Source organism: Bartonella grahamii ATCC 700132, assembly GCF_000518085.1.
Classification (GTDB): Bacteria; Pseudomonadota; Alphaproteobacteria; order Rhizobiales; family Rhizobiaceae; genus Bartonella; species Bartonella grahamii.
Window position 1 is genome coordinate 26,240 of the sequence record NZ_JACX01000010.1, and the last position, 22,774, is coordinate 49,013.

Genomic DNA, 22,774 nt, shown 5'->3' on the forward strand with positions numbered 1-22,774 from the left:
GCAACACCCACGAGCTAGCAAATATGCGCCAACTTACTCCTTTATGAAGCGTAAAAATCGTGGTGCTCAATGGATCTACCATTATACCATTCACGAACACCACCGTGAAATGGGATTGGATGCCTTAAGAGATGTTTCTTTAAAAAAGCACGTGAATTGGCAACACAATGACGTTCTGTTTTACATGAGGGGCGCGTGCCCCCATTAAAGAACGAGAGAAACTGAAGCGTGAAATAATGCGTGGTCTTCATCATTTAACAGATAGTGCTTTAGATGCTTTTGAACAAAATAAAGCTAAATTAAAGGATGGTGGTACAGAGGAAAGCTGATTTCTAGCCCTTTATTCTTTCCCAATAAGATCGCCTCCCCATTTAAAATATTACGCCAACAAAGATATAAGCAATCTATTCACTCAAATCTGGATGCTCTCTCCAATCTGGCATACAAAAACTAAAAACAGCAGAAGAAAATATTAAACCGCTTTAATTTTTGTCTCAAACATATAGATTTAAACAACTAACCGCTTCACATCACCACACTTCAAAGGACAGTGCTCTATAAGGCTTATAGGCAATATTCATCACATACTCTTAAAAGACTAATGCATAAAACCTTACATTACCATAGCTCCAAGCAAGCTGTTTTTAAGGCATCACAGGCTGGTCTAAATATTCCCTTGATCGCCTCCTAAACTAAAAAATGAAGCTCCCTATTAACTCAGTCTGCAAACAATACTCTGTAAATAATCCCCCTTCTCTTAGTCCTCCCCCAACTAGTTTCACACAGCATGCGGTTCATATCACGACAATTCAAAAAACACTGTTTTAAGAACAGCGTTTTACAGTACAACAGAATAATAATTTAAATACCCAAATGCGCTTAAAACAAGTCTACTCACTAAACGCACTATTTATCCAAATAAACTGCTCTACCTAATCATTGTCATCACTTAAAACAGCCAATATTCATCAGATTTGAATCATTCCTCTGTTTCTTTTGCACGTCCAGATAGTTGCATAGCTCTAGAAAGATCATTAACTGCATTTAAATGCGTTTGAAGTAATTCACTATTACGCTGTAATTTTTCTTGTAAATCAGACAACAAACTTTCAACCTCATGCTCAATATCTTGATTCATGTAGCGCTTCACATCGCTCATGGATTTATTAAGATCACGCAAACCACGTATTTTACATAAATTTATTTCTTCGTAATCTGGAACACCACTGCTCTCTAGCATATTGCTTTCATAATCAACAACTTGAGCTAATCCTTTAACAGCAGCAACAAATTTTGTCATCGCCCAATCACGATCAATAAGATTATTATCAAGAACTTTTGCTTTTGATGCAAAACTATCATCACCATATTGCACTACAGACATTTTTACTTCCCCTTCAACACTCTTGTTCAATCTTTCAAATGAGGGAGATTAAACAGGTTCTCTTCAATGCTGATACACTCAATAAGGCTCGTGGTGCGAACATCGCTCAAACAACAGCACGACACTCCTTCAAAGCGTATACCACTTCAACTTTCAACACATTCTCTCAAATATTTTTCTTGCTTTGCTCCAAAACCATCATTGCGGCTATACTAATTCACCAAAACGCTATAAACTTAAGCCTTACGCAGCAATATCGAAAGTTCTACATTTGCTCTGTCTATTTTGGTCTATTTCGCCTTGCCGATTTTATCTTTGCCTATTTCGTCACCAGCATGCCTTCAACAGAAAACAACAACGCTCTCACGAGAACTTTGTCCATAAAAAGACCACCTGCCGACAAAAAACCGCAGCATATCAAAGACTTAAGCTCATTAAAAATTCAGCATTTTATCGATAGCAGCATCTTACCCTCCATAAGCTTATGGCTCTCTCTGCACCTAAACTTGCACACCTTCCGGCACCCCATAAGATGGCACCCTACAAAATTAGTTGCACCCATTCAAAAAGACACACCCTCCCCCCATGCTCCTTCTGCACATATGCAGTACTTCGCATAAAAAACAAAAAGAATGCTCTTTTGAACAGATCAGCCATACAGCAATATTAAAAAAGACATCTTAAAACAGCTAAACAGCCATCAATCTCCCTTTTTTTAATTATCATTCGCTTTTCTTTGCAATGAACGACTATATAAGATTTTTTGAACCTTTTCAAGAGTTTCTTAGCCAATCAATTCGATACGTCTTCAATTGCATATTCACGCGCTTGTTTTAAAGAAACATCTCTTAAGTGTACCCAAGCCTATTTCGCGCCATAACCCATGAATAATATAATGATAAATCCCCCATGACATGTATAAAATCCATTGAGCACTGTCCATCTTTACGCTTAATAAAAGAAGCAAGCCAGCACCATCAGATATTTTGCTAGCCCCCCATGTTGCGATATCCTTGACATTTAAGTGCGGTTCAAAAAGCATGCCTTTCTTGTACAGTTTCGCTCCGCATGGACCCTCCCCACTTGTAACTGCAAAAGGCATGGTTTTGGTTGATTAAACCTAGAACAGATTTAGAATGAAAAAATTTTACGGTATTCAGGACTCTAATTCAAGTTGAATAACGATAGATTATCATTATAAATCAAAATATTATCCAATGCATAATGCTTAACGCTCCCCACATTGATATTTTCAGAATTTCCACAGCATCTTCCTATAGATTATTTCACTCCATAACACTGTTTGCTCTTAATATCGCGGCTTTACATGTGCTGCTGGTATAAAAACATAAAACAATCATTTTATAATAAAGGTACAATTTTTGTTACGAACTTTCTCTCATTTTCAACCTTCTAAATGCAGTTCTTCTCTTTCATACTCATCACATTTCAAATCTATCCCATGTTGAATAAATTAAATTTACTTGTTTGCACATCACAAACAACGCCCTGATGTGTTGATAAAATACACTGAAAGAAAAATGCCTCTTATGAACCTTCTCAAATGCCAAGGGCTATAGTAAACATTGGAAGCAAGTGTACGATGATCGTGACTTACTCTTTCATAAGTGTAAAGATGGTAGCATTCTATAGATTTTTATATTATTTCACGAGAGCTTTACTGTTATACCATTCACATTTACCGTTATACCATTTACAAGTGTCATCGTAAAATGTTTGTCGTGTGCGTTGAGAGATGTTTTTTTTTACAAGTACATAAATATGCAATACAAATATATTAATATACAACATAAGTATATTTCGTTTGGAACGTTCTTTTCTTTTGTGCAAAACATGCCCATTAGAGCAGCATTAACCAATCTTACTATGAGATAAACGATCTTACTATGAGATAAACGATCAGAAAACATTTTTGTCTTCTTCTGTGCACCTTAAAGGACAAAGATCTTAACTCAATCTGCTCTGTACGTAGTCCGAATTTTTATCCAGCGATCTTCTCGTGACTTTACACTCATGTGAGTCACTTAAACGAAAGGCTCAATAAATCAACCTACGAATATTCATCGCACACTAAAAAATACTTAAACGTTACAAGAAAACTTATATGCCTTATATTACCGCTATAAATGATAGTGTTTCATAGCATAACAGGATAAAAAAGTTTTCTGCAACACAAAACCTACAAAATCAATTAATATTCTCTTTAAAACTTTCTTTTTTAAGATTTACAGTGCTCTAATTCCTCAAGCCTTTACAAAAAAGGAACGATTTTAAGCTTGCCTAATATATTGTATCAACATATACTACGGTTTGTAACATATTGTTATTCATAAAATCACCTCAAAAAGAACAGAAAGAGGTTTTTATGGCTGACCTCGTAAAAGCCGCTGTGCTTTATCCAACCTTGATTATCACCATGAATGCTTTTGTTGTTATTTTAGTTCTCGTAATAGAAATATACTAAACATACTCTCTTGGCTTTTTGTAATTTGCGCAAACGATCATTTTAATTTTACATAAGATCAAAGCGAAATTTTAACTCTACAGATAAATTACACACCTAATTTCAAACATCGCTTGCAACTATTTAAGTGTTAACTCTGCTTTTTGTATGCATTTTCAACCATCAGTTTCCATCTTTTCACGCTACTTGAATCTCAACTTCATTCCCGCCATAAAGAACTAAATTTTCTACCAGATCCGATCTGTAAATAATTTGTCTCCTTATTGAGTAAGTTCCTCTTGCTTCTCCCCTTCAGGGCATATCACAATTCTAAAGGAATATTTCAAGAAGCTTATGATAAATCCATTGAACACCATCATCATACACTTGCGAGGGAATAAACCAGCACCATCACATACTTTTCCAGCACCAAATGTTGCAACAACCTTTAATCCTTGAGATAGTTCATAAAAGACATTTTTACTTCTTTCTTCAACAGTTTTTATCCACACAGCTCTCCATGCTTGTAACGTGCAAGTAGATGGTTTTAATTGATTCAACCTAGAACAGATTTTGACGAGATCCTTATTCAACATAATAATAATTAAATTATTTTTATAAATCAAAGTATTATTCAAAATAACATTCACTACACACTCGAGAACAAAAAACACCTCATACATAAAGTTTTACATGAGCTCCACCGCTCAACATGATAATATTACAACACAATTAAAATAAAAAATAACAAGGAAAAACCTTGCAAACTTAAAAAAGAGAGGGGAAAAATGAAAAGGTGTGGAGAGCGCTCACTTCCTCACACATCCAGCAAAACCGTCCTAGCAAAACTGCCTCACATCTTAACTAATGTTATAATATTCTCAAATCAAAAGCAATTTTTTAAAAACAGTTTGAGAAAAACATTTAAGTATAAAACGATAATAATTCCATTCAGAATATTTTTCCCTTTATTAAGACAGAGAACAGTAAACTCCAAACAAATGTTTCCTCCCAATTTTTCCGAAATTAGCCGCAACGCTTAAAGCCGGTCTTAGTGTGATGAAACATTTATTTGTGATAAAGGCAGAAAAACACCCCAAAGGTAGATTTAATCTCATGTTGTAAATACATGAAACCAAAACATTAAACAATCAGCGCATAGTTTGAAAAATTAACAATAACACGTAGCAACTCATTCGGATGCAATACTATCACAATTGAAAGCACTTTTTGGCTGGACAAATGACAGTATAAAATCCGTTTACACAAAGAATACAGATCGTAAAAGACTAATTCTTGAAGCCATAAAAAGGCTCTCTAACGTTAGAGAGAGCCTAAAAAACGTAATAGAATCAACAATTAACCAATTCCTTATTGATAGAATAATTTATTGAATTTTATGTTTTTAATTAATGCCAAACATAAGTTCCATATACGCTTGTCTGGCATGTTGACAATTTTTAGATTTCTTTATAGACGATGGATCCATCTTTTCACATTTTTTTACCCACTCTTCGAGTAATGTTTTATCTTTCTTGAATTCCGCTACGCTGTGATTTTTTTCGCAAGCAGCAAGGACAAGTCCAGTACAAACCAACAATGCTGTGATAATAATTTTATTCATAATTTAATTCTCCTCCTTTTTATCTTCAGTTTTTTTCTCGTCATCATGTACAAAGCTCGCACCAGGCCAATCTCGGGCATGAACTTCACGATACGCTTTATCTGCATTTTTACAATTTTGAGAATCTAAACTCCCTGATATCATACATTTCATTGCCCATTGCTCGAGTAATTTAGGATCTTTCTTAAACTCTGCTACGCTATAAGTTTTTTCACAACCAGCAACGACAAATCCAATCCAAACCAGCAATGCTACAATAATCGCTTTATTCATCAATAAATTCCCCTTCTTTTAGATTGATAAAATTTGGACACAAATTAGGGTCTCAAAAAAAGTTCTATATATGCTTGTCGAAGGTTTTTACAATTTTGAGAGGTTTTGAGCGGTGAATCGTCCTTCTCGCATTTCTTTGCCCATTCCTCGTATAATTTTTCATTTGTTTTAAATTCTTTTACGCTATAAGTTTTTTCACAACCAGTAACAGCAAGTCCAGTACAAAGCAGCACTGTTGTAATAATGGCTTTATTCATCAATAAATTCCCCTTTTTTCAAATTTACAAAGTTTAGGACACAATTTAGGGCCCCATTAAATTTGTACATGCGGTTCATTGTGCATTTTCAAAAATTTTAAAATCAACTTCTGTACGCAATTTTTTCCAACCTATGATGATAAATCGCGTACAAAGAAAAACACCGCTATCAATATATTTTTATGATTTAATTGTTGTCCTGCTTTTTTTCAGTTTCATTCCCCTTTTTGCCACTTTCACGAAGTTGCTTTGCAAGATTTCTATAATGCTCTTGAAAAAGTTCCATATCGGCTTGCATGACATTTTGACAATTCTTGGTTGCAAAAGCAGATGCTCCCATTTTATCGCATTTCTTTCCCCATTCTTGCATCAATTTTTTATCTTTCTTAAATTCCTCAACACTGTAGTTTTTTTCGTGAACCAACAGTAACAAGCCCCGTGCAAAGCAACAGCGCTGTTATAATGATCTTGTTCATGATTTAACCCCTCTCTTTGTTTTATATTTTATTAACAATATCTTTGGATTCACATCCCCTCCTATATTGTGACCTTGCGTCTAACTTTCCTTTGCAAATACGCACACTTGCAACGCAAACATGTTAAATCATGAAAACTGCTTTTATTTATCAGACTTGCATTTGTAGCATTATCTGCACGGCTGCTCTTTGTATTTGAAGTATTTAAACTTCAGCAGTAATTTTGATATCTTGGCATTTTTCAAAAACCACTTCATCATGAGAAGTCGCACAAAATCTTATCAAAAATTCGTAATGCCTATATCCATTGCAAATTCCCTGCAAACGAAAGAATACACCTTTTAACCAACTGATTGCGCTCTTATCATTTCTTAAACCACCGGAAAAGAAAGAAAACTTTAAGTCCCCCTGCACTTTTTAAATGCCAATAGAAATGCTAAAAAAGCGATCTTATACATTATCAATTGAAGCAAAAAAGCCTATTTCCTTGCGTACCATTACGACTGGCATTAACTATTTAAGACTATAAAATCATATAAATGTAAGAAATACTGTCTATAATATGCTCAATGACTTCTTTTGTTTATTAGGAATAAATTATAGCGCGCCAATATCAGTAAATTTTATGTATTTTTTTATCCCCCCTTTATAAACATGAATATAATTTAATAAAATGAATCGCTGCATAACAAAAAAAATAATCAACGCTACTCTTAATTACATTATTTACGCATGTATTAAGTAAAATAAACAAAAAAATAACCTGACGTTTAAAATCATTATCAAGAAAATTTTTATAGAAGAATAAACATATCTATTCATCTAGCGATATAGGATCACAAGAAGTATGATGATTATCACATTTATAGGGAAACGTTTGAAACGAAGAATTTTTCGCAAACTCATAGCTCTTTCATGAAATGATATAGAACCTTATGAAAAACAACTTAAATGAAGCAGCCCTCGTGAAAAAGGAAGTGTGCTTTTATCATTATTAACTTCGTATAAAAACAACCGATATCATCTCTAGAAAAAGCATTCAAACCAACGAAAACTTATTATCATATATCACTTTTTACACTTTTCCGTATTTTTGTGAAAGCAATTCGCGCACCTCATCGGCTATTTTAGTTCCACGACTTGCACAACTTACCTTAATCAATCGATGCAAACTTTCTGGTATATCAATCGTGAGGCGCTTCATACCTCCACTCATGCTCCCTTTGGGGCTTCCTACCCATGCATCTGCTGTTAAAGGAATTGATTTATTCGTTGGTTTCGTGCCGATTTTAATTTTTTTATTCATCGCGCTAACTCCTTGATTTCCGCTGCAACAGCTTCAATCTCCGCTGTTGCTGGTCCTTGCTTATCAACTTCATAAACCGCCTTCCCCTGTGCTGCTGCTTCTGCAAAAATCACGCGCTGCGCAACGCTAGAAGAAAGAACATGCACGGGGTATATGCCAAGAGCTTCGTTCACATCACGCCCTATCGCTGTATTGACTATTTTACGATTAATAACAAAAGCAGATTTAAGATTTTCTTTATAAACACGCGCTTCGTCAATCAGCTTTACAATTCCATCGGCTGCCCAAATATCATAAGGACTAGGCAAAACAGGTATAAGCACCAAATCAGAAGCCATAAGAGCACTACGAGCAAGATCAGTCACACGCGGAGGACCATCGATAATAATATGATCATAACCATGACCAATCTGTGTAATCTCTTTGTGAACCGTTGCACGTGGTAAACCAATAACCGAAAACAAAGGTGCATCTTCACGCGCAGCAGCCCAATCCAATGCGCTCCCCTGTGGATCAACATCAATAAGCAATACCCGTGCACCGGTACGCGCAAAACTGGCCGCAAGATTAACACTCAACGTAGTTTTTCCTACGCCTCCCTTTTGATTCAAAAGTCCAATGATCATTTATTACGCCTTTCAGCATTATCGTTTTTACGATTATACAGAAAGTAATAAAAGAAGCAAGCATCCAATACGTGCAAAATAACCATTTCTCCTATTTTTAGGATAAAACGACAGCCCGCAATTTTGTCTTTATAATATTCTTTTAGCATAAGAAAAAACATTATGAAGATGATGTTCTTGAGAATAACAAAAATAAATCTAAACAAAAGACCCGCTCTTCTTCCCCCGCCCTAAAACGAAGATTCTTAAATCCATGTCGATCTGTGAACAATGCTCTGTAAATGATCCAGTTTCTTATCTCGTGCCTACCATTTGGGCTTCTCCCTTCATGCAATCCACTTAATGCAACTCTACAAATAAGCTCCACTCTGAATATACAACAAACTATAAGAAGCATTCATTGTTTTGCACGTTGAATGAGAGAGCTGAAATCAGGAAGATTCTCTCATTTCATGCCCTCTGATATTAAATCAATCAAAATCATGTCTCTTGTACGTTACAAGCAGGGCTAGCGTGTGGGTAAAAACTGTACAAGAAAAGATTTTAAATGCTTCTTATGAACCGTCTCAAGAACCAAAAACTGTAGTAACATTGGGGACTGGCAAATATAACAATGGTGCCGACTTCCTTCTTCATAAGCGTAAAGAGGGTAGTGATCAATGAATTTTATACTCTTATACGCTCGACAGGGTAAAATAGGCTTAAGAGAAATAAGAATACCTCTAGCAAGCATGTGAACAAGCAACACAATGGAATGTCTATGCTTGGTAAACACAATAGATTATCCATAAAGACCAAACAGCCGTCTTGCATAAGGTCGAATAACGAACATATTGCGGAGTGAGATATTTTGCATCTTACAGCTCATTTTCCCCAAATAGATCTTCTCGACAAAAAGAATATTTTTGTTAAGATGCCATTGAAAAACTTACCTTCACTATGTTCTTTTATATACCAGACTAGGGGGTATCGTGAAGATTATGCAATTGAGAATAAATAAAAATGAATTTACAACAAATTGAACCTGATATTTTTATCAGTGCCCAAATTAGCATAGAAAATATCAAAACATTGGCACAAGCTGGTTTTAAAACAATTATCTGCAACCGCCCCGATCACGAAGAGCTTCATCAGCCTGACTTTTCTAGCATTAAAACGGTCGCAAATGAATATGGCATAAAAGCCTATCACATTCCCATTTCTCCTCCAACTATAGAAAAGTCAGCTGTTGAAGCCATGCAAACAATTTTAAAAACAGCCCCTCTCCCTCTTCTTGCCTATTGCCATCACGGAGCACGCTCGCTGCATCTTTATCGTTTGGCACGTCTTTAAACAGAGATTTCATACACTTCCTCATCGCCTCAAAAGATGAAGAATCTTAAATACACATCGATCTGTAAAAAATAATCTGTCAATAATCTTTGTCTTGCGCTTTCCACTCAGGCTTCCCACTTTATAAAACTCTACAAGAAAACTTTGCTGTTAAATATACAACAAACATGCACACCTGAAGCCGTAAAAATGCATGAAAATTCATATGATGATCAAGGAAGTTTATTTTCACCTCACCTTTTATCACTGCTTCACCTTCTTTGTCTCTCCCTTTACCAGTACGAGCTCATTCGTACGCCACAGACACCTAAAACGACAGTAAAACCACTAAGAAAACCCCATATTCCGTATAAAAGGCATGCAGAATATTTTATAAAAAAGCTGTAAGCCATAATCTATGATTAATTATAAGATATTGATTTATAATAATTAGTTATTTTACACGTTGAGTGAGAAACCCTAATACCGTAAGATTATCTCATTTTAAGTCTATTTATAGTGAATCAATCAAAAGCGTGTTTCTTGTATGTCACAAGCAGGAAGAGTTCGTATGAAGTAAAACGAGTTAAGAAAAAATCCCTCTCATAAACGCTCTCAAATAGCCAAGGTTGTACAACACTGAAGGCTTGTCAATATAACGGATGATACCGGATTGCTCTTTTATTAGGCACAAAGATGATAGCGCTCAACGGAGCTTACAAGATACCATTCATGAGTGCCATCATAAAAATGGATATAGGAAGCGTTGAGAGATATTTCTTTAAAACAGGCGCGTAAATTAGCAACACAAGTATATTCCAGCATTTTATTTTACCTGTAGGGCGTGATAACCTATTCAAAGAACAAGAAAAGCCTGAAACTGTTATTTTCATGATTTAAGAGATATTGCTCTGGACACTTTTGAAAGTGGCAAAGCCGAATTTAAAAAAGACAGTCATCTGGACTGATTTACCCCTTTATAACTTCATATTTTCCCCCAATAAGGCTGTAGGTTGATTTCAGAGATTATCTAAATGAATATGGCAATAGACTCCCCCCCTCTGGTATACAAAAGCTGTAACAGCAGAGAGAGCACTAAAGCGCTTTAATCTTTATCTCAAACATACTGCTCACGTTGAGGATCGCTAAAGCAAAAGTTTTATGAGAAAAACAACACCATAAAGTCATGAATAGAGCGAACATAGATTGGAAAGATGTCCCAACTTTTATCCAACACTTCTATCAAAAAACAACAAGACATAATTGGCTTTGCATTTTCATATCCTTACAAGACAGCCTTCCCGTTACATTATAGGCGTTATATTTGTGAAGGACAAAGGGGATATATGGACAGTTCTTTGCTTGAGAATCTGAAAGATTTACGTATTACGACAACCAAATTGTGCCTTTATCAATCAAAAGCATGAGAAATTCTGAAACAAGTACACCTGCTTTCTCGCAATGATTTCTTTTTATCTGCAATCGATCATAGTCTCCTTAATGTAGATTTCCTATCACAATATACGAGAGAAACGAGACTTAAAGCATTTTCCATCAGCTTCATTCTCGTTTACGTGATTGGTTAGCACAAAGCCGCTGCTGACCACCGCTCTACTTCACGAGGCTCAACAAACGAACCTTTTTTTAAAATATTCATCATATGATACCAAATATCACATGCGTAAGATTTTACATAAACCCAATCCCATCATAAAAGACGATATGTCATAATAAAACAAATTAGAAAAAAGAGACCATAAATTTTTGAAATAAAAAGTTATCGATTAAATTTTATCAAAATATAAGCTTAAAATCGCAAGAAATTTTAAAAACAGCCTTTCTCCCTCTTCACGTCTATTATTGCCAAATAGGCTGGGGCTTATTCTTTACTGCATCTTTTATGATGGGTTTTAACGGATCAGAAAGAAACAAGCAGTAAACTTTTGAATGACAATAAAAGCCATAAAACGAACTTTGAAAAAGATAATGCCAAAATCAGATATTCAGATATTCGATTCTCCCTCTCAACAAAGGAAACAACATATATTCCACGATGTTTTGGAATATATCTTTGTGATTATAATCACTTTCAGTGCTATTTTTACGGCTCTTCTCTCCTTTTCAGATAAGTTTAGGGCATATTTTTAAAAGTAAGCAGCCTATCCAACTTTGATAATGGTTGTGCTATCTTTAAAATTTCTTTTGCTTTTTTTTCATCACGGCGCATTTGCGCAATCAAAGGTTCAAGCCCATCAAATTTTTCTTGTCCTCGCAAAAATTGGAAAAAAGAAACGGTACAGCTTTCCCCATAAAGATCGTCGTTAAAGTCAAACAAATAGGTTTCCAAAAGTGGCGCACCATCTTTAACAACCGTTGGACGACAACCAAAGCTTGCAACACCATCATACAAAACACCGTTCGCACGACGTAAACGCACCGCATAAACACCATGAGCCAAGCGAACTTGGGAAGGCAACATTTGATTAGCTGTAGGAAATCCCAAAAGACGTCCAAGTTTATCGCCTTGAATAATATTGGAGCATACCCGATAGTGATACCCTAACAAATGAGCCGCTTTTTCTACGTTCCCTTGTGAGAGAAGCTGCCGAATAAAACTAGAGGAAATAATCAACTGTTGTGAATCTTGAAGACGCGAAACGCAAGGAACTTGCACAACCTCAAATCCATATTTCTCTCCCCTTTGGCAAAGAAGCTGCACATTTCCACTTTTCTGATGACCAAATTGAAAATTTTCCCCTGTCACCACAACTGACACATCAAAAACTTCCTTTAAAATCGATTTGATAAATTCATCCGCTGAAAGCGTGGCAAACTGTGCATCAAAGGGCTGTTCAATCACGCCATTAAAGCCAAGGACTTTAAAAATTTCAGCTTTTTCAGCTGCCTCTGTCAAACGATAGACAGGAGCTGAACGTTGAAAAAAACTTCTTGGATGTGGTTCAAAGGTTAAAACAACGACTGGTTTCTTTTTTATCCGCGCGAAATCAAGCGCTTTTTGCAACACCACCTGATGTCCGCAATGAACACCATCAAAATTTCCAAGTGCCAACACGGCTCCCCGCCAAGCCGAGGGAAACATGTGAGTCCCCTGAAGACGCAAAAAATTAGTCATTACTGAAGTGCCCACATGATTGCTTGTGGTTTATAACCATGATGTTCAAGAAAAGAATGCAAAGCTTGCTTATCCACCACACCATTTTGCATATAATCATAATGATGAATCCCCCCCATAATATAAAGGGCATCAAGACCAAAATGAGCCGCCCCCTTAATATCCGTCAAAAGACCATCACCAATAGCTAAAACTTGACTTTTTTCCACAATTCCACGAATGTTTTGAAGTTTTTCAAAGGCACACTCATAAATAGGCGCGTGAGGTTTTCCAGCAATGCGCACCTCCCCCCCTAATTGTTGATAAAGACGCGCCAATGCACCAGCGCACCAAAATTCTTTATTTCCATAATGGACAATCACATCAGGATTAGCACAAATAAAAGGTAAATTCCGTGCCCGCATGCGAAGAAACATCTCCTCATAAGCAGAGGGTTCTTCGTCAAAATCTTCAAGAAAACCGCTACAGACGACAACAGAAGCCTCCCATTCTTCAACAAATTCACATTCTAACCCTTCAAACAGCACCAAATCACGTTGTGAACCAATAAAAAAAACTTTACGCGGAGCAGTCCGAATGAGATCGCGCGTTACATCCCCTGAAGTGATAATGGCATCATAATAGTCACGATGAACATTCATGCTTTGTAATTGAGCAGCAACATCTTCCCGTAGCCGAGGAGAATTGGTTAATAAAATAACACTTTTTCCCATTTGTCGAATTTTATACAATGCTTTCAACGCTGGTTCAAATGCATGTACACCGTTATGCACAACACCCCACACATCACAAAAAACAGCATCATAATGCGTTATAATAGTCTCAATATGGGTAAGTTCATTCATGGTGCACCTATCTTTATTTATCATTTAAAGCTGTCTTTTATTTCAAAACTACTTACCGAAAGATAATACTTGTGTCATCTGCTTTCTCAAACCATATTCCAACTTTGCATCGCTTATAGCAATCATAAGAAATGACAAAATAAATAAGTTATCGTTAAGTTGTGCAAAATTCTAAAACGCTTTATATCAAAAGCTTATCATTCCACAATGCTCATTTTTCTCATAAAAACTTTAATTATAACAATAACTGCGTTGATACAGTTTTTTATCTAAAACACGCACATTCTTAAAAACGAACAAAAAAACTCCTTAAAAAAACGCTTCCCTAAGTATAGAATTATTGATTTATAATAATAATTTATTATTCATACATAATGAGAAACCAAAATATCTTTTCTCATTTCAAATCTGTTGATATTGAATCAATCAAAACTATTCGCTTGCACATTATAAGCAGGATGAGCGTATAAATAAAAACACGTGAAGAGAGAAAAATAGCTCTTATGCTCCCTTTCAAAGGTAAAAACTGTCGTAATATTTTGAACTGACAAAGAGTATGTGCCGTCCAAGTATCTTTTTTCAGTAAAGATAGAAATATAGCTTTTATCCCATTCGTGGAGGCTTTTACGTTATACACTTTACGAAACGCCATTTGTGAAATGGGCGCTAACATTGAGAAATATCTTTTCAAAACAAACATGTGAATATACAACGACCAAATCTATTCTGTTTTGATTTTATTTTGCATAAGGGCTCTTTACTCATAAAAGGTTTCCCCTATCATCATGATATCTCAGACGCATCAAAACAAGCCATTTTGGTTATTGGTTAAGAACAGCACCATAGACGGTGCCTTAAGCTTAAAACCAAGGTTTACCTTTGAAAAAAGCGAATCTGAAAACGTGAGTTTAGTAAGCAAACCTTAAAAATTTGAAAGGCAAACAACCTCCTATTAAAAAAATCTATCCGTCTTAAGAAAAACTCTTTTTATTGCCAATCTTCTAAAATTACTTTACTAATTAGAAAATGTTTTGGTCGTATACGCAACGACCAATAGGGCCTTGAAAACCCGAAACCCTAGCGTAAAAATAAACCCACTATGTGGGTATCTCGGAATTCCGGGAGATTTTGCTATGTCCAGGTGCTCTCAGCACTAAAAGCAAAATGCTGACTAGGGTTCAGTGTTTTCAAGCTCCCGGAATACCAATGCGAGGGCGCTCGCAACCGGAGGGGAAAAATGCAAACTCCAAATCTTAATATTGATCTTTTTGTAGGCAAAAAAATTCGCTTTAGGCGAAAAATGCTCAAAATGTCTCAAAAAACATTAGGGCATCATTTAGGTGTCACTTTCCAACAAATCCAAAAGTATGAAAAAGGCTTAAACCGTGTGAGCGCAGGACGTTTAAAGGAAATTTCCGATATATTGGATGTCCCTATTGCCTTTTTTTACGCTGATATCATCACAAAAAAACACACCCCGTATCATCATGATGAAATCGCCTCGAGCAAAGAGGAATATTTGCTTTTAAAAAGTTTTAGAATTCTTACATCTGTCAAACAAAAAGCAATTTTAAAATTAATTTCTGATCAAAATTAAAACCTTTAAAAACATAAGTATAGGGTGCTACACGCTCTGTTCTTAGCTTCCTTCCCACACATCAAAGGATGCAAATCCCTCCTCAAACTGGTTGATACACAATCCAACTTCTCAAAAACAGCTCCTTCTCGGCTTCACATTTCATATGGTTCCTTTCACAAAATTATACAAGAAAGCCCTCTCTTGAATATTCACCACACTCTCTTATCAAAACAGCCCATGCATAAAGTTTTATGTCTTATATCACCAGACCTCAAGCGATGATGTTTTCACAGCACAACAGAATAAGCATTCATGCGGATTTTAAAAAATTAGCCTCTTCTTCGCTGTGGACGTTCTATTTATTTTAGATGATCTGCATTTAATATACCTGCTATAAAAACTTGCTATCTGTTATAAATTCTTAAAGGCATATTTTTCCTCTAAAATCTCAATGCCACACCAACTCCACCATAAGGCAACACATTGACTTATAAAGAGTGTTCATTGTTTTGCATATAAATGAGAGCCCAGAATATCGTAAGATTCTTTCATTTCAGACCCGTTCCATGTTGAAGCAACCAAAACCATATCTCTTGCAAGTTACAAGCGGGAAGAGCCCTTGTGGATAAAAAACTATTAAGAAAGGATTAAAAATGCCCATAATGAACCGTCTCAAGTGCCAAGAGCTGTAGCAACACCCACGAGCTAGCAAATATGCGCCAACTTACTCCTTTATGAAGCGTAAAAATCGTGGTGCTCAATGGATCTACCATTATACCATTCACGGACACCACCGTGAAATGGGATTGGCTGCCTTAAGAGATGTTTCTATAAGACAATGCTATCCAGTTTTCTCATGATCATAATCCTCAATCTAACAAAGATGAAACAAACAATAGGATTGCAAATATGATTTGGGGAGCTCATCTGAAAGATGAAAAATGATAAAAATCTCCACTATAAAAATTAAAGAAGAAACTATTCGTTGAAACGTAACTTCTTTATTTTAGAATTTTTATATAACACTTTACTGTTGAGATGCATAACCGTTAAAACGCATGACCACGATCTGTAGAATTAAGCTTTGGCGAGAAAAACATTTCAGTATCTGCTTGTAAAACATTTTGACAATTTTTAGATTCCTTAACGGCTTATCCTGAAAGAAAACTCTTCTTTCCCCATTCTTCCCTTAATTTTGCATCTTTCTTAAAATCTTCTACGCTATAGTTTTTTCACACCCCACGACGAATAATAGAGCTATGCATAATAAAATATTCTATCCATTATATCAAATGTTACGCCATTTTGGGGTCTATGCATTTTTCACTTTTATCAACTCTGCTCTAGAAATCCATTTCTTGAGCGTTTTTTATCGTCTCATTTTCTCCTTCAAACACAAATACTCAAAAACGTCTTGCCACCAACAATGAAATTTTCCTGCTTTTATAAAACACATAAGTAAAAATAGAAGAGCGATTTTGAGAGCCCCCCCTTGAAAAGGGAAGTATTATCCATTTACTTCACAAACGGAAATAATCTCACGGTTTATTCAAATTTTCCCTATGGTCTTTTGCCCTATGCTCTGGTGCAATTTTATTGATAAAGTTTTCTCTATAAAAATTTAAGTAAATATGTTCGTTAAAGCCAATCACGGATTTTCAAAGGGGTTGTAAGATCCATTATCTCGTCGCCATTTTAAAGGTTCAGTGAAATCACTTGACCAAAGACCAATCTTGTTGTTGCGTGCTTTTTCTTCCGCATGATGGTACTGAGTTGGAATAGGATCTTTTCCCTCTTTTGAGAGTACCAACATACCTTCTGCAAGACCTGCCTCAGCTAAATCACCCCCTTGAACAAAACATTGCGCATAATAAACACCATTGTGCATCACAGCCTGTTTACAGGATAAATCCTGCCCAAGTGTTTTGGTGACAAGCCAAGCCGTTGTAACCGCACCACAGGGCCATTCTTGATCATTTAATCGTGCTTTTTGGCGTGGCGCGCACGTGTCTACACCATAAAGATGAATATCACGGGTGATATATGAGCGCCAAGATTGTGCAGCAGGCGTCAGTAATTTAAATGTAACCCCACTTGTAACAGAGGCCTTACCATGAAAAACAACAGCATTATTTGCAACATCGTTTGATGAAACACTCTTCTGCAAATCGAGAGCTGGTTCATTTTTTTCTAATTGCTGTTTGGTGATAGATTTAACCAACTTTTCTTCTTCTCGATTTTCTTCTTTTCGATAAAAATTGAGAATATCTTGTATATCTTGCATCTCAAATGTTTTAAGAATGCTGAAATCTATTTTATCTTTATACTGGCTTAATCCCCACACTATGGAACCCATAATGTAAATAATAACAATCAATTTAAATAGCATTTCTTAACACGCTCGCTCAAAAAATTCATTGTTTTTCTATCCTTTCACATTACTTACCACTAATCCCCTTGTTTTTAAAGAAAAAAATCCAAATATTTGTGTTGCATATTAACTACATTTTGTAAAGAACAATATTCCTTCTTGCATTATTTTAATATTATTGTCTTTACCAATACATACAACTTAAAATTGCCATTTTCATGTAACACAATCTCAGTTTGAAAAGACTTCTGTCTCTTTAAGAAAAAGAGTTTGAGAGTGAACAGATCCACTATCAAGGCTTTTAAAACAAACAAACGAGAAGAATTTATGTCATCAAATGACAGCATTTTTCAGTTTTTAGAGGCAATGGAATGTCGACATATGAACAAATATTATTTGTTAAAGAGAGGTAAAATGACAGATAATAGATCCCAGAACATCATTTTTATCGTTATCATGACCATGCTGCTTTTTACAGCATTGCTTGTATCAGATCCTTCTTATGCTGCCCCTGTTGCTGATGGGAGTGGTTTCGCAAAACTTGAAGGTGTTTTAGGCAACATTGTCACAATGATGACGGGTCCAACGGCAAAGCTTATTGCAATTATATGTGTTGCTGCTGTGGGTATTGGCTGGATGTACGGCTTTATTGATTTACGCAAAGCAGCTTACTGTGTTCTTGGTATTGCTATTGTTTTTGGTGCCCCTACTCTTGTCGGTAAATTAGCGAGCACAGCATAAATGAACGAAGATACTCTTTTCCTTGCCTGTACACGACCGTCCATGTTTGCCGGTGTCACAATGGAAGCGATGGCGCTCAATGTCATGGCGACGTCCGTTCTTTTTATTTTGACGAGTGATTTTACCATGATTGGTTTTGGTATTGGGATGCACTTTATTTTGCGTGAAGTGACAAAGCATGATCACAACCAATTTCGCGTATTATTTGCTTGGCTCAATACCCGAGGAAAACAAAAAAACCTCAACCGATGGGGAGGAGGTTCTACCTCCCCCTTGCGCCTTATCCGCACTTATAAGGAACTAAGCTGAAGGAGCCAAACCGGTGAAACAGATGTCAATAATGAAACGGGAAACTTTGCCTGAAGAATATATTCCCTATATACGCTATATCAACCAACATGTCGTTGCTTTAAATTCACGCTGTTTAATGGTTGTGATGGCTGTTGAGGGCGTAAATTTTGACACTGCGGATATTGATCAATTAAATTCTTTACACAACCAATTAAACACCCTTTTAAAAAATATTGCAGATGAACGGGTTGCTTTATATTCTCACATCATCCGCCGTCGTGAAACGATCTACCCAGAAGGTCATTTTCTTTCATCTTTTGCAACAACATTAGATGAGAAATATAAAAAGAAAATGGTTTCGCAAGAACTGTATAGAAATGATCTGTTTATTTCACTGCTTTGGAATCCCGCAGTAGATAAAATAGAACAACTGGTTTCATTTTTTCAGCGCTTGAGTAAAGCGAGGAAAACACAATCTGAACCCGATGAGGAAGCTATTCGTAAACTCGAAGAGTTAAGTCAAGACCTTATGCAAGGCTTAGAAGAGTATGAAGTCCGTCTGCTATCAATCTATGAACATGAAGGTATTTTATTTTCTGAACAAAGTGAATTTCTCCACCAGCTGGTGGGGGGAAGACGTGAGCGTATTCCTCTCACATTTGGAACTATTGCTTCAACGATTTACTCGGATCGTGTTATTTTTGGGAAAGAAATTATCGAAATTCGCCATGAAAGCAATGAGCGCTTTGCTGGCATGTTTGGATGGAAAGAATACCCTTCTAAAACACGCCCTGGTATGACTGATGGTTTGCTTACGGTACCATTTGAATTCATTTTAACACAATCATTTGTCTTTAAAAGTAAGGCGGCCGCCGGTGCGATTATGAGCCGCAAGCAAAATCAAATGATCAATGCAGCTGACCGTGCTAGTTCACAAATTGATGCACTCGATGAAGCGCTAGATGATTTAGAATCAAACCGTTTTGTTTTGGGCGAGCATCACATTTCTTTAGCTGTTTTTGCTGATCATCCCAAAATATTGACTGAAAACTTATCAAAAGCACGAGCCCATTTAACCAATGGGGGAGCCGTAATTGCCAGAGAAGATTTAGGATTGGAAGCAGCATGGTGGGCACAGCTTCCTGGAAACTTTAGCTATCGTGCACGTTCAGGTGCCATTACCAGCAGAAACTTTGCCGCTTTATCGCCCTTCCATTCTTTCCCTGTTGGCAAACTAAACGATAATGTTTGGGGAGCTGCTGTCGCATTGCTAAAAACACAGGCAGGTTCACCTTACTATTTTAATTTTCATTATGGCGATCTTGGAAATACGTTTGTTTGTGGTCCATCGGGATCTGGTAAAACAGTGATTGTTAATTTTCTTCTTGCACAATTACAAAAACACAATCCAACAATGGTATTTTTTGACAAAGATCAAGGAGCAGAGATTTTTGTACGAGCTGGAGGAGGGAAATATAAACCTCTAAAAAATGGGCAACCCACGGGGATTTCTCCCTTAAAGGGCATGGAATACACTGAAAAAAATAAAATCTTTCTTCGTAATTGGATCTTAAAGCTGGTAAGCGCTGAAGGGCAAATCGTAACAGAAGAAGAGCGACAAGATATCGCCAAAGCCATCGATTCTTTAGAAAACTTACCCCCAACACAACGCTCTCTTGGTGCACTTCAACTGTTTTTTGACAACACATCAAAAGAAGGTATCGCCATACGACTACAACGCTGGATTAGAGGCAATGATTTAGGGTGGGTTTTTGATAATGATCAAGATGATCTCAATTTAAATGCGCAGTTCATTGGATATGACATGACCGATTTCTTAGACAATGAAGAAATTCGGCGCCCCTTAATGATGTATCTCTTTCACCGCATTCTTGATTTGATTGATGGGCGGCGCATCATTATTGTCGTTGATGAATTCTGGAAAGCTTTGGAAGATGATTCATTCAAAGCTTTTGCGCAAGATCGGCTAAAAACAATCCGTAAACAAAATGGCATGATGCTCTTTGCAACACAAAGCCCTAAAGATGCTTTGAACTCAACAATCGCGCACACAATTATTGAGCAATGCCCCACCCAAATATTTTTTCCAAATCAAAAAGCAAATTACAATGATTATGTCGAAGCTTTCAAACTTACTGAGCGTGAATTTGAACTGATACAGTCAGAATTAAGCAGAGAATCCCGTCGTTTTCTCGTCAAACAAGGACAAAGTTCCGTCGTTGCAGAACTTAACTTACGTGGAATGAATGATGAGATCGCCGTTTTAAGCGGCACAACAAAAAACATTGAACTCATGAATGAAATTATCAACGAATATGGAGCAGACCCTGACAAATGGCTGCCCATATTTTATCAAAGGAGAAAAAATCAATGAAAAAATATGGCTTAGTTACACTGTTATCTTTTTCTTTTATTTCTCATGCAATATCACAAACAACACCCGATGCGGATGAATATTATAAACAAGCACTCGAGAATACACAAAAATTAGATGCTGCAAAATCAGAAACAGCTGAAAGCGTATATAAAACTGCAACTGAAACTGCAAAAAAAATTAAAGCAGTAAGTCATCAACTTGAACAACTTAAGTCACAAACAGATACAACAGCAACAGAAGCTGTAAAAAAACCTAGCCTTGAAGAATTGCAGAAGCTTCAAGCTCTTCAACAAGAGCTTCAAGTAAAACTTTCTCTTCTTCAAGCCGATCTTCAAGTGGCTTCTTTAAAACTTCAGTCTCTTGATATGATTCAAGCAAGAGATACGAAAACAAAAGACGAAATGCGTGAAGAAAAGGAACAACAAAAGCATAAATACCTCGAGGCACAATTAAAAGAAAAAGAAAAACAATTAAAAGAAAAACTTGAAAGTACGAATACAAATGTCAGACTTTAGTTTTTCTCCATTTGAAAGCGTTTCTGGGTATATTTTAACCCCTCTCGATAATGTGATGGACACAACGGTGAGAGGGTTATCTTCTGCTATTTCAGCGCCCTTAAATCTCGCCGCAATCATTTTTATCTTTCTTTATGGCTATAATGTTATGACAGGTCGCGTTGCGCTTTCCATGCATAGTCTTCTCAATAATGTTGTTAAAATCGTTGTTGTGACAACAATGGCAACGAATGCGGATACATTTAATACTTATGTCAAGGATATTTTCTTCAATGATTTATCCAACGCTATTGGGAATGCGCTTAACAGCAATCCTGCAAGCTCCAATGTTTTTGATTATATTTTGTTAAAGGCAAATGCGCGCTATCAAGAAGTTTTATACAATGCTTGGTTTTTTGAAAAGATCGTTGTGGGACTTCTTGGTTCTATCATGCTTTTAGCCGTTATTCTTTTTTGTATAGGTGGTTTTATTGTACAAATGTTTGCACAAGTTGCTCTCGTAATGATTATAGGTCTTGGTCCTCTATTCATTAGTTTGTATTTGTTCAATGCAACGCGAAAATACACCGATGCATGGATTACAACTTTGATAAATTTTACCATTTTACAGGTTCTCGTGATCATGCTTGGAACAATTATATGTCAAGTTATCCTACAGGTTCTCAAAGTTTCATATGAATCAATCTATGTTCTTTTCCCCCCTGTCCTCGTCATTTCGATCATAGGGGTTATTATCTTCCGTGCGCTTCCCGGTATTGCAACAGCGCTGGCCTCTGGCGGACCATACTTTAACGCTGGTGTCTCTTCAGGAGGACAGGTTTTCACAATGCTTGCCAATGGTGCAAGAACGAGTGCGAATACAGTAAAAAATGCCGCTTTACAAATCTCAGGTGCTGCCGGTAACGCTTCTAAAGGTGCGGCAGGCGCGGCAGCAAAAGCAGGAAGATCTGGAGGTGGTCGTGGTCGGTTTTAAGATAAAGCACCTCTTTAAAAGAATAAGCACTTTTGTTTTTGCCTTGCGTGCGCCCTTTGGCGTACGCGCCATGGTCCTGTTCCAGATAAGACCTAACACCTTGGGTCTTACAACAAAACCAATCAAAGTCTTGCATCACATAGACTTGTAAAAGTGTCCAAAATAAAGGCTCTCATGCATTGTATTCCAAGATATTTGTGAGTTCAA

At 36.4% G+C, this 22,774-nt stretch carries 19 protein-coding genes and 2 pseudogenes; 10 read left to right on the forward strand and 11 right to left on the reverse strand.

Annotated features, from left to right (window positions below; genetic code table 11):
- Positions 1 to 208 (forward strand): hypothetical protein (locus U736_RS13165; RefSeq protein WP_425351860.1); only part of this gene is annotated, 208 nt, incomplete at its 5' end.
- A 771-nt stretch (positions 209 to 979) separates the two neighbouring features.
- On the opposite strand, the gene U736_RS0104925 is transcribed toward U736_RS13165, so the two are convergent.
- The 8 genes from U736_RS0104925 to parA all read right to left on the reverse strand — a co-directional run bounded on the left by U736_RS0104925 (position 980) and on the right by parA (position 8,410).
- Positions 980 to 1,384, reverse strand: a complete 405-nt coding sequence (locus tag U736_RS0104925; RefSeq protein WP_015856692.1) for a hypothetical protein — start codon at positions 1,382 to 1,384, stop codon at positions 980 to 982.
- 2,745 nt (positions 1,385 to 4,129) lie between these two features.
- On the reverse strand, positions 4,130 to 4,486 hold the full coding sequence (locus U736_RS12390) for a hypothetical protein (RefSeq protein WP_162147215.1): 357 nt from the start codon (positions 4,484 to 4,486) through the stop codon (positions 4,130 to 4,132).
- Positions 4,487 to 5,253: 767 nt separating this feature from the next.
- Positions 5,254 to 5,472: an EexN family lipoprotein gene (locus U736_RS0104945; protein ID WP_015856695.1), complete on the reverse strand. Its 219-nt coding sequence runs from the start codon at positions 5,470 to 5,472 to the stop codon at positions 5,254 to 5,256.
- Between the two features lie 3 nt (positions 5,473 to 5,475).
- Positions 5,476 to 5,745, reverse strand: a complete 270-nt coding sequence (locus U736_RS0104950) for an EexN family lipoprotein (RefSeq protein ID WP_015856696.1) — start codon at positions 5,743 to 5,745, stop codon at positions 5,476 to 5,478.
- A 44-nt stretch (positions 5,746 to 5,789) separates the two neighbouring features.
- Complete coding sequence (locus tag U736_RS0104955; RefSeq protein ID WP_026500370.1) at positions 5,790 to 6,002, reverse strand: EexN family lipoprotein; 213 nt, start codon at positions 6,000 to 6,002, stop codon at positions 5,790 to 5,792.
- Between the two features lie 187 nt (positions 6,003 to 6,189).
- Entirely contained in the window at positions 6,190 to 6,426 is a 237-nt protein-coding gene (locus U736_RS10970) for an EexN family lipoprotein (protein ID WP_372440020.1), read from the reverse strand.
- Positions 6,427 to 7,553: 1,127 nt separating this feature from the next.
- Positions 7,554 to 7,784, reverse strand: a complete 231-nt coding sequence (locus tag U736_RS0104965; protein WP_015856697.1) for a plasmid partition protein ParG — start codon at positions 7,782 to 7,784, stop codon at positions 7,554 to 7,556.
- Positions 7,781 to 8,410: a ParA family partition ATPase gene (gene parA, locus U736_RS0104970; RefSeq protein WP_015856698.1), complete on the reverse strand. Its 630-nt coding sequence runs from the start codon at positions 8,408 to 8,410 to the stop codon at positions 7,781 to 7,783. The genes U736_RS0104965 and parA overlap by 4 nt, the downstream gene beginning before the upstream one ends.
- Before the next feature lie 547 nt (positions 8,411 to 8,957).
- On the opposite strand from parA, the pseudogene U736_RS12395 reads away from it, so the two are divergent.
- From U736_RS12395 to U736_RS12765, 3 genes and pseudogenes are all read left to right on the forward strand, one after another.
- Positions 8,958 to 9,070: pseudogene (locus tag U736_RS12395) on the forward strand (tyrosine-type recombinase/integrase); the annotation flags it as partial.
- 342 nt (positions 9,071 to 9,412) lie between these two features.
- Entirely contained in the window at positions 9,413 to 9,742 is a 330-nt protein-coding gene (locus tag U736_RS0104985) for a protein tyrosine phosphatase family protein (RefSeq protein ID WP_015856699.1), read from the forward strand.
- Between the two features lie 159 nt (positions 9,743 to 9,901).
- Positions 9,902 to 10,129: pseudogene (locus tag U736_RS12765) on the forward strand (D-alanyl-D-alanine carboxypeptidase); the annotation flags it as partial.
- A 1,723-nt stretch (positions 10,130 to 11,852) separates the two neighbouring features.
- Here U736_RS12765 and U736_RS0105000 read toward each other — a convergent pair.
- A complete protein-coding gene (locus U736_RS0105000; RefSeq protein ID WP_026500372.1) occupies positions 11,853 to 12,854 on the reverse strand; it encodes a bifunctional riboflavin kinase/FAD synthetase in 1,002 nt (333 codons plus the stop codon).
- Positions 12,854 to 13,699 (reverse strand): TIGR01459 family HAD-type hydrolase, encoded by an 846-nt coding sequence (locus tag U736_RS0105005; RefSeq protein WP_015856701.1) that lies wholly within the window; start codon positions 13,697 to 13,699, stop codon positions 12,854 to 12,856. Before U736_RS0105005 ends, U736_RS0105000 begins: the two co-directional genes overlap by 1 nt.
- A gap of 1,237 nt (positions 13,700 to 14,936) precedes the next feature.
- Here U736_RS0105005 and U736_RS0105015 point away from each other — a divergent pair.
- Positions 14,937 to 15,296 carry a helix-turn-helix domain-containing protein gene (locus U736_RS0105015; protein ID WP_015856702.1) on the forward strand — a complete coding sequence of 120 codons (360 nt, stop codon included), beginning with the start codon at positions 14,937 to 14,939 and terminating at the stop codon, positions 15,294 to 15,296.
- Between the two features lie 1,630 nt (positions 15,297 to 16,926).
- Here U736_RS0105015 and U736_RS0105020 read toward each other — a convergent pair.
- A complete protein-coding gene (locus tag U736_RS0105020; RefSeq protein WP_026500374.1) occupies positions 16,927 to 17,667 on the reverse strand; it encodes a hypothetical protein in 741 nt (246 codons plus the stop codon).
- Positions 17,668 to 18,063: 396 nt separating this feature from the next.
- Between U736_RS0105020 and U736_RS0105025 the strand changes: the two genes are divergently transcribed.
- From U736_RS0105025 to U736_RS0105045, 5 genes are read left to right on the forward strand one after another with little or no spacing between them, the layout of a single operon-like run.
- The gene (locus tag U736_RS0105025) at positions 18,064 to 18,390 is read left to right on the forward strand and encodes a TrbC/VirB2 family protein (protein ID WP_015856704.1); all 327 of its coding nucleotides are present in this window, start codon (positions 18,064 to 18,066) and stop codon (positions 18,388 to 18,390) included.
- Complete coding sequence (locus tag U736_RS0105030) at positions 18,391 to 18,699, forward strand: VirB3 family type IV secretion system protein (RefSeq protein WP_015856705.1); 309 nt, start codon at positions 18,391 to 18,393, stop codon at positions 18,697 to 18,699.
- Positions 18,700 to 18,721: 22 nt separating this feature from the next.
- Positions 18,722 to 21,076 carry a VirB4 family type IV secretion/conjugal transfer ATPase gene (locus U736_RS0105035; protein ID WP_034451773.1) on the forward strand — a complete coding sequence of 785 codons (2,355 nt, stop codon included), beginning with the start codon at positions 18,722 to 18,724 and terminating at the stop codon, positions 21,074 to 21,076.
- The gene (locus U736_RS0105040) at positions 21,073 to 21,594 is read left to right on the forward strand and encodes a hypothetical protein (protein ID WP_015856707.1); all 522 of its coding nucleotides are present in this window, start codon (positions 21,073 to 21,075) and stop codon (positions 21,592 to 21,594) included. Before U736_RS0105035 ends, U736_RS0105040 begins: the two co-directional genes overlap by 4 nt.
- The gene (locus U736_RS0105045) at positions 21,581 to 22,567 is read left to right on the forward strand and encodes a TrbL/VirB6 family protein (protein ID WP_015856708.1); all 987 of its coding nucleotides are present in this window, start codon (positions 21,581 to 21,583) and stop codon (positions 22,565 to 22,567) included. The genes U736_RS0105040 and U736_RS0105045 overlap by 14 nt, the downstream gene beginning before the upstream one ends.
- Positions 22,568 to 22,774 lie beyond the last annotated feature (207 nt).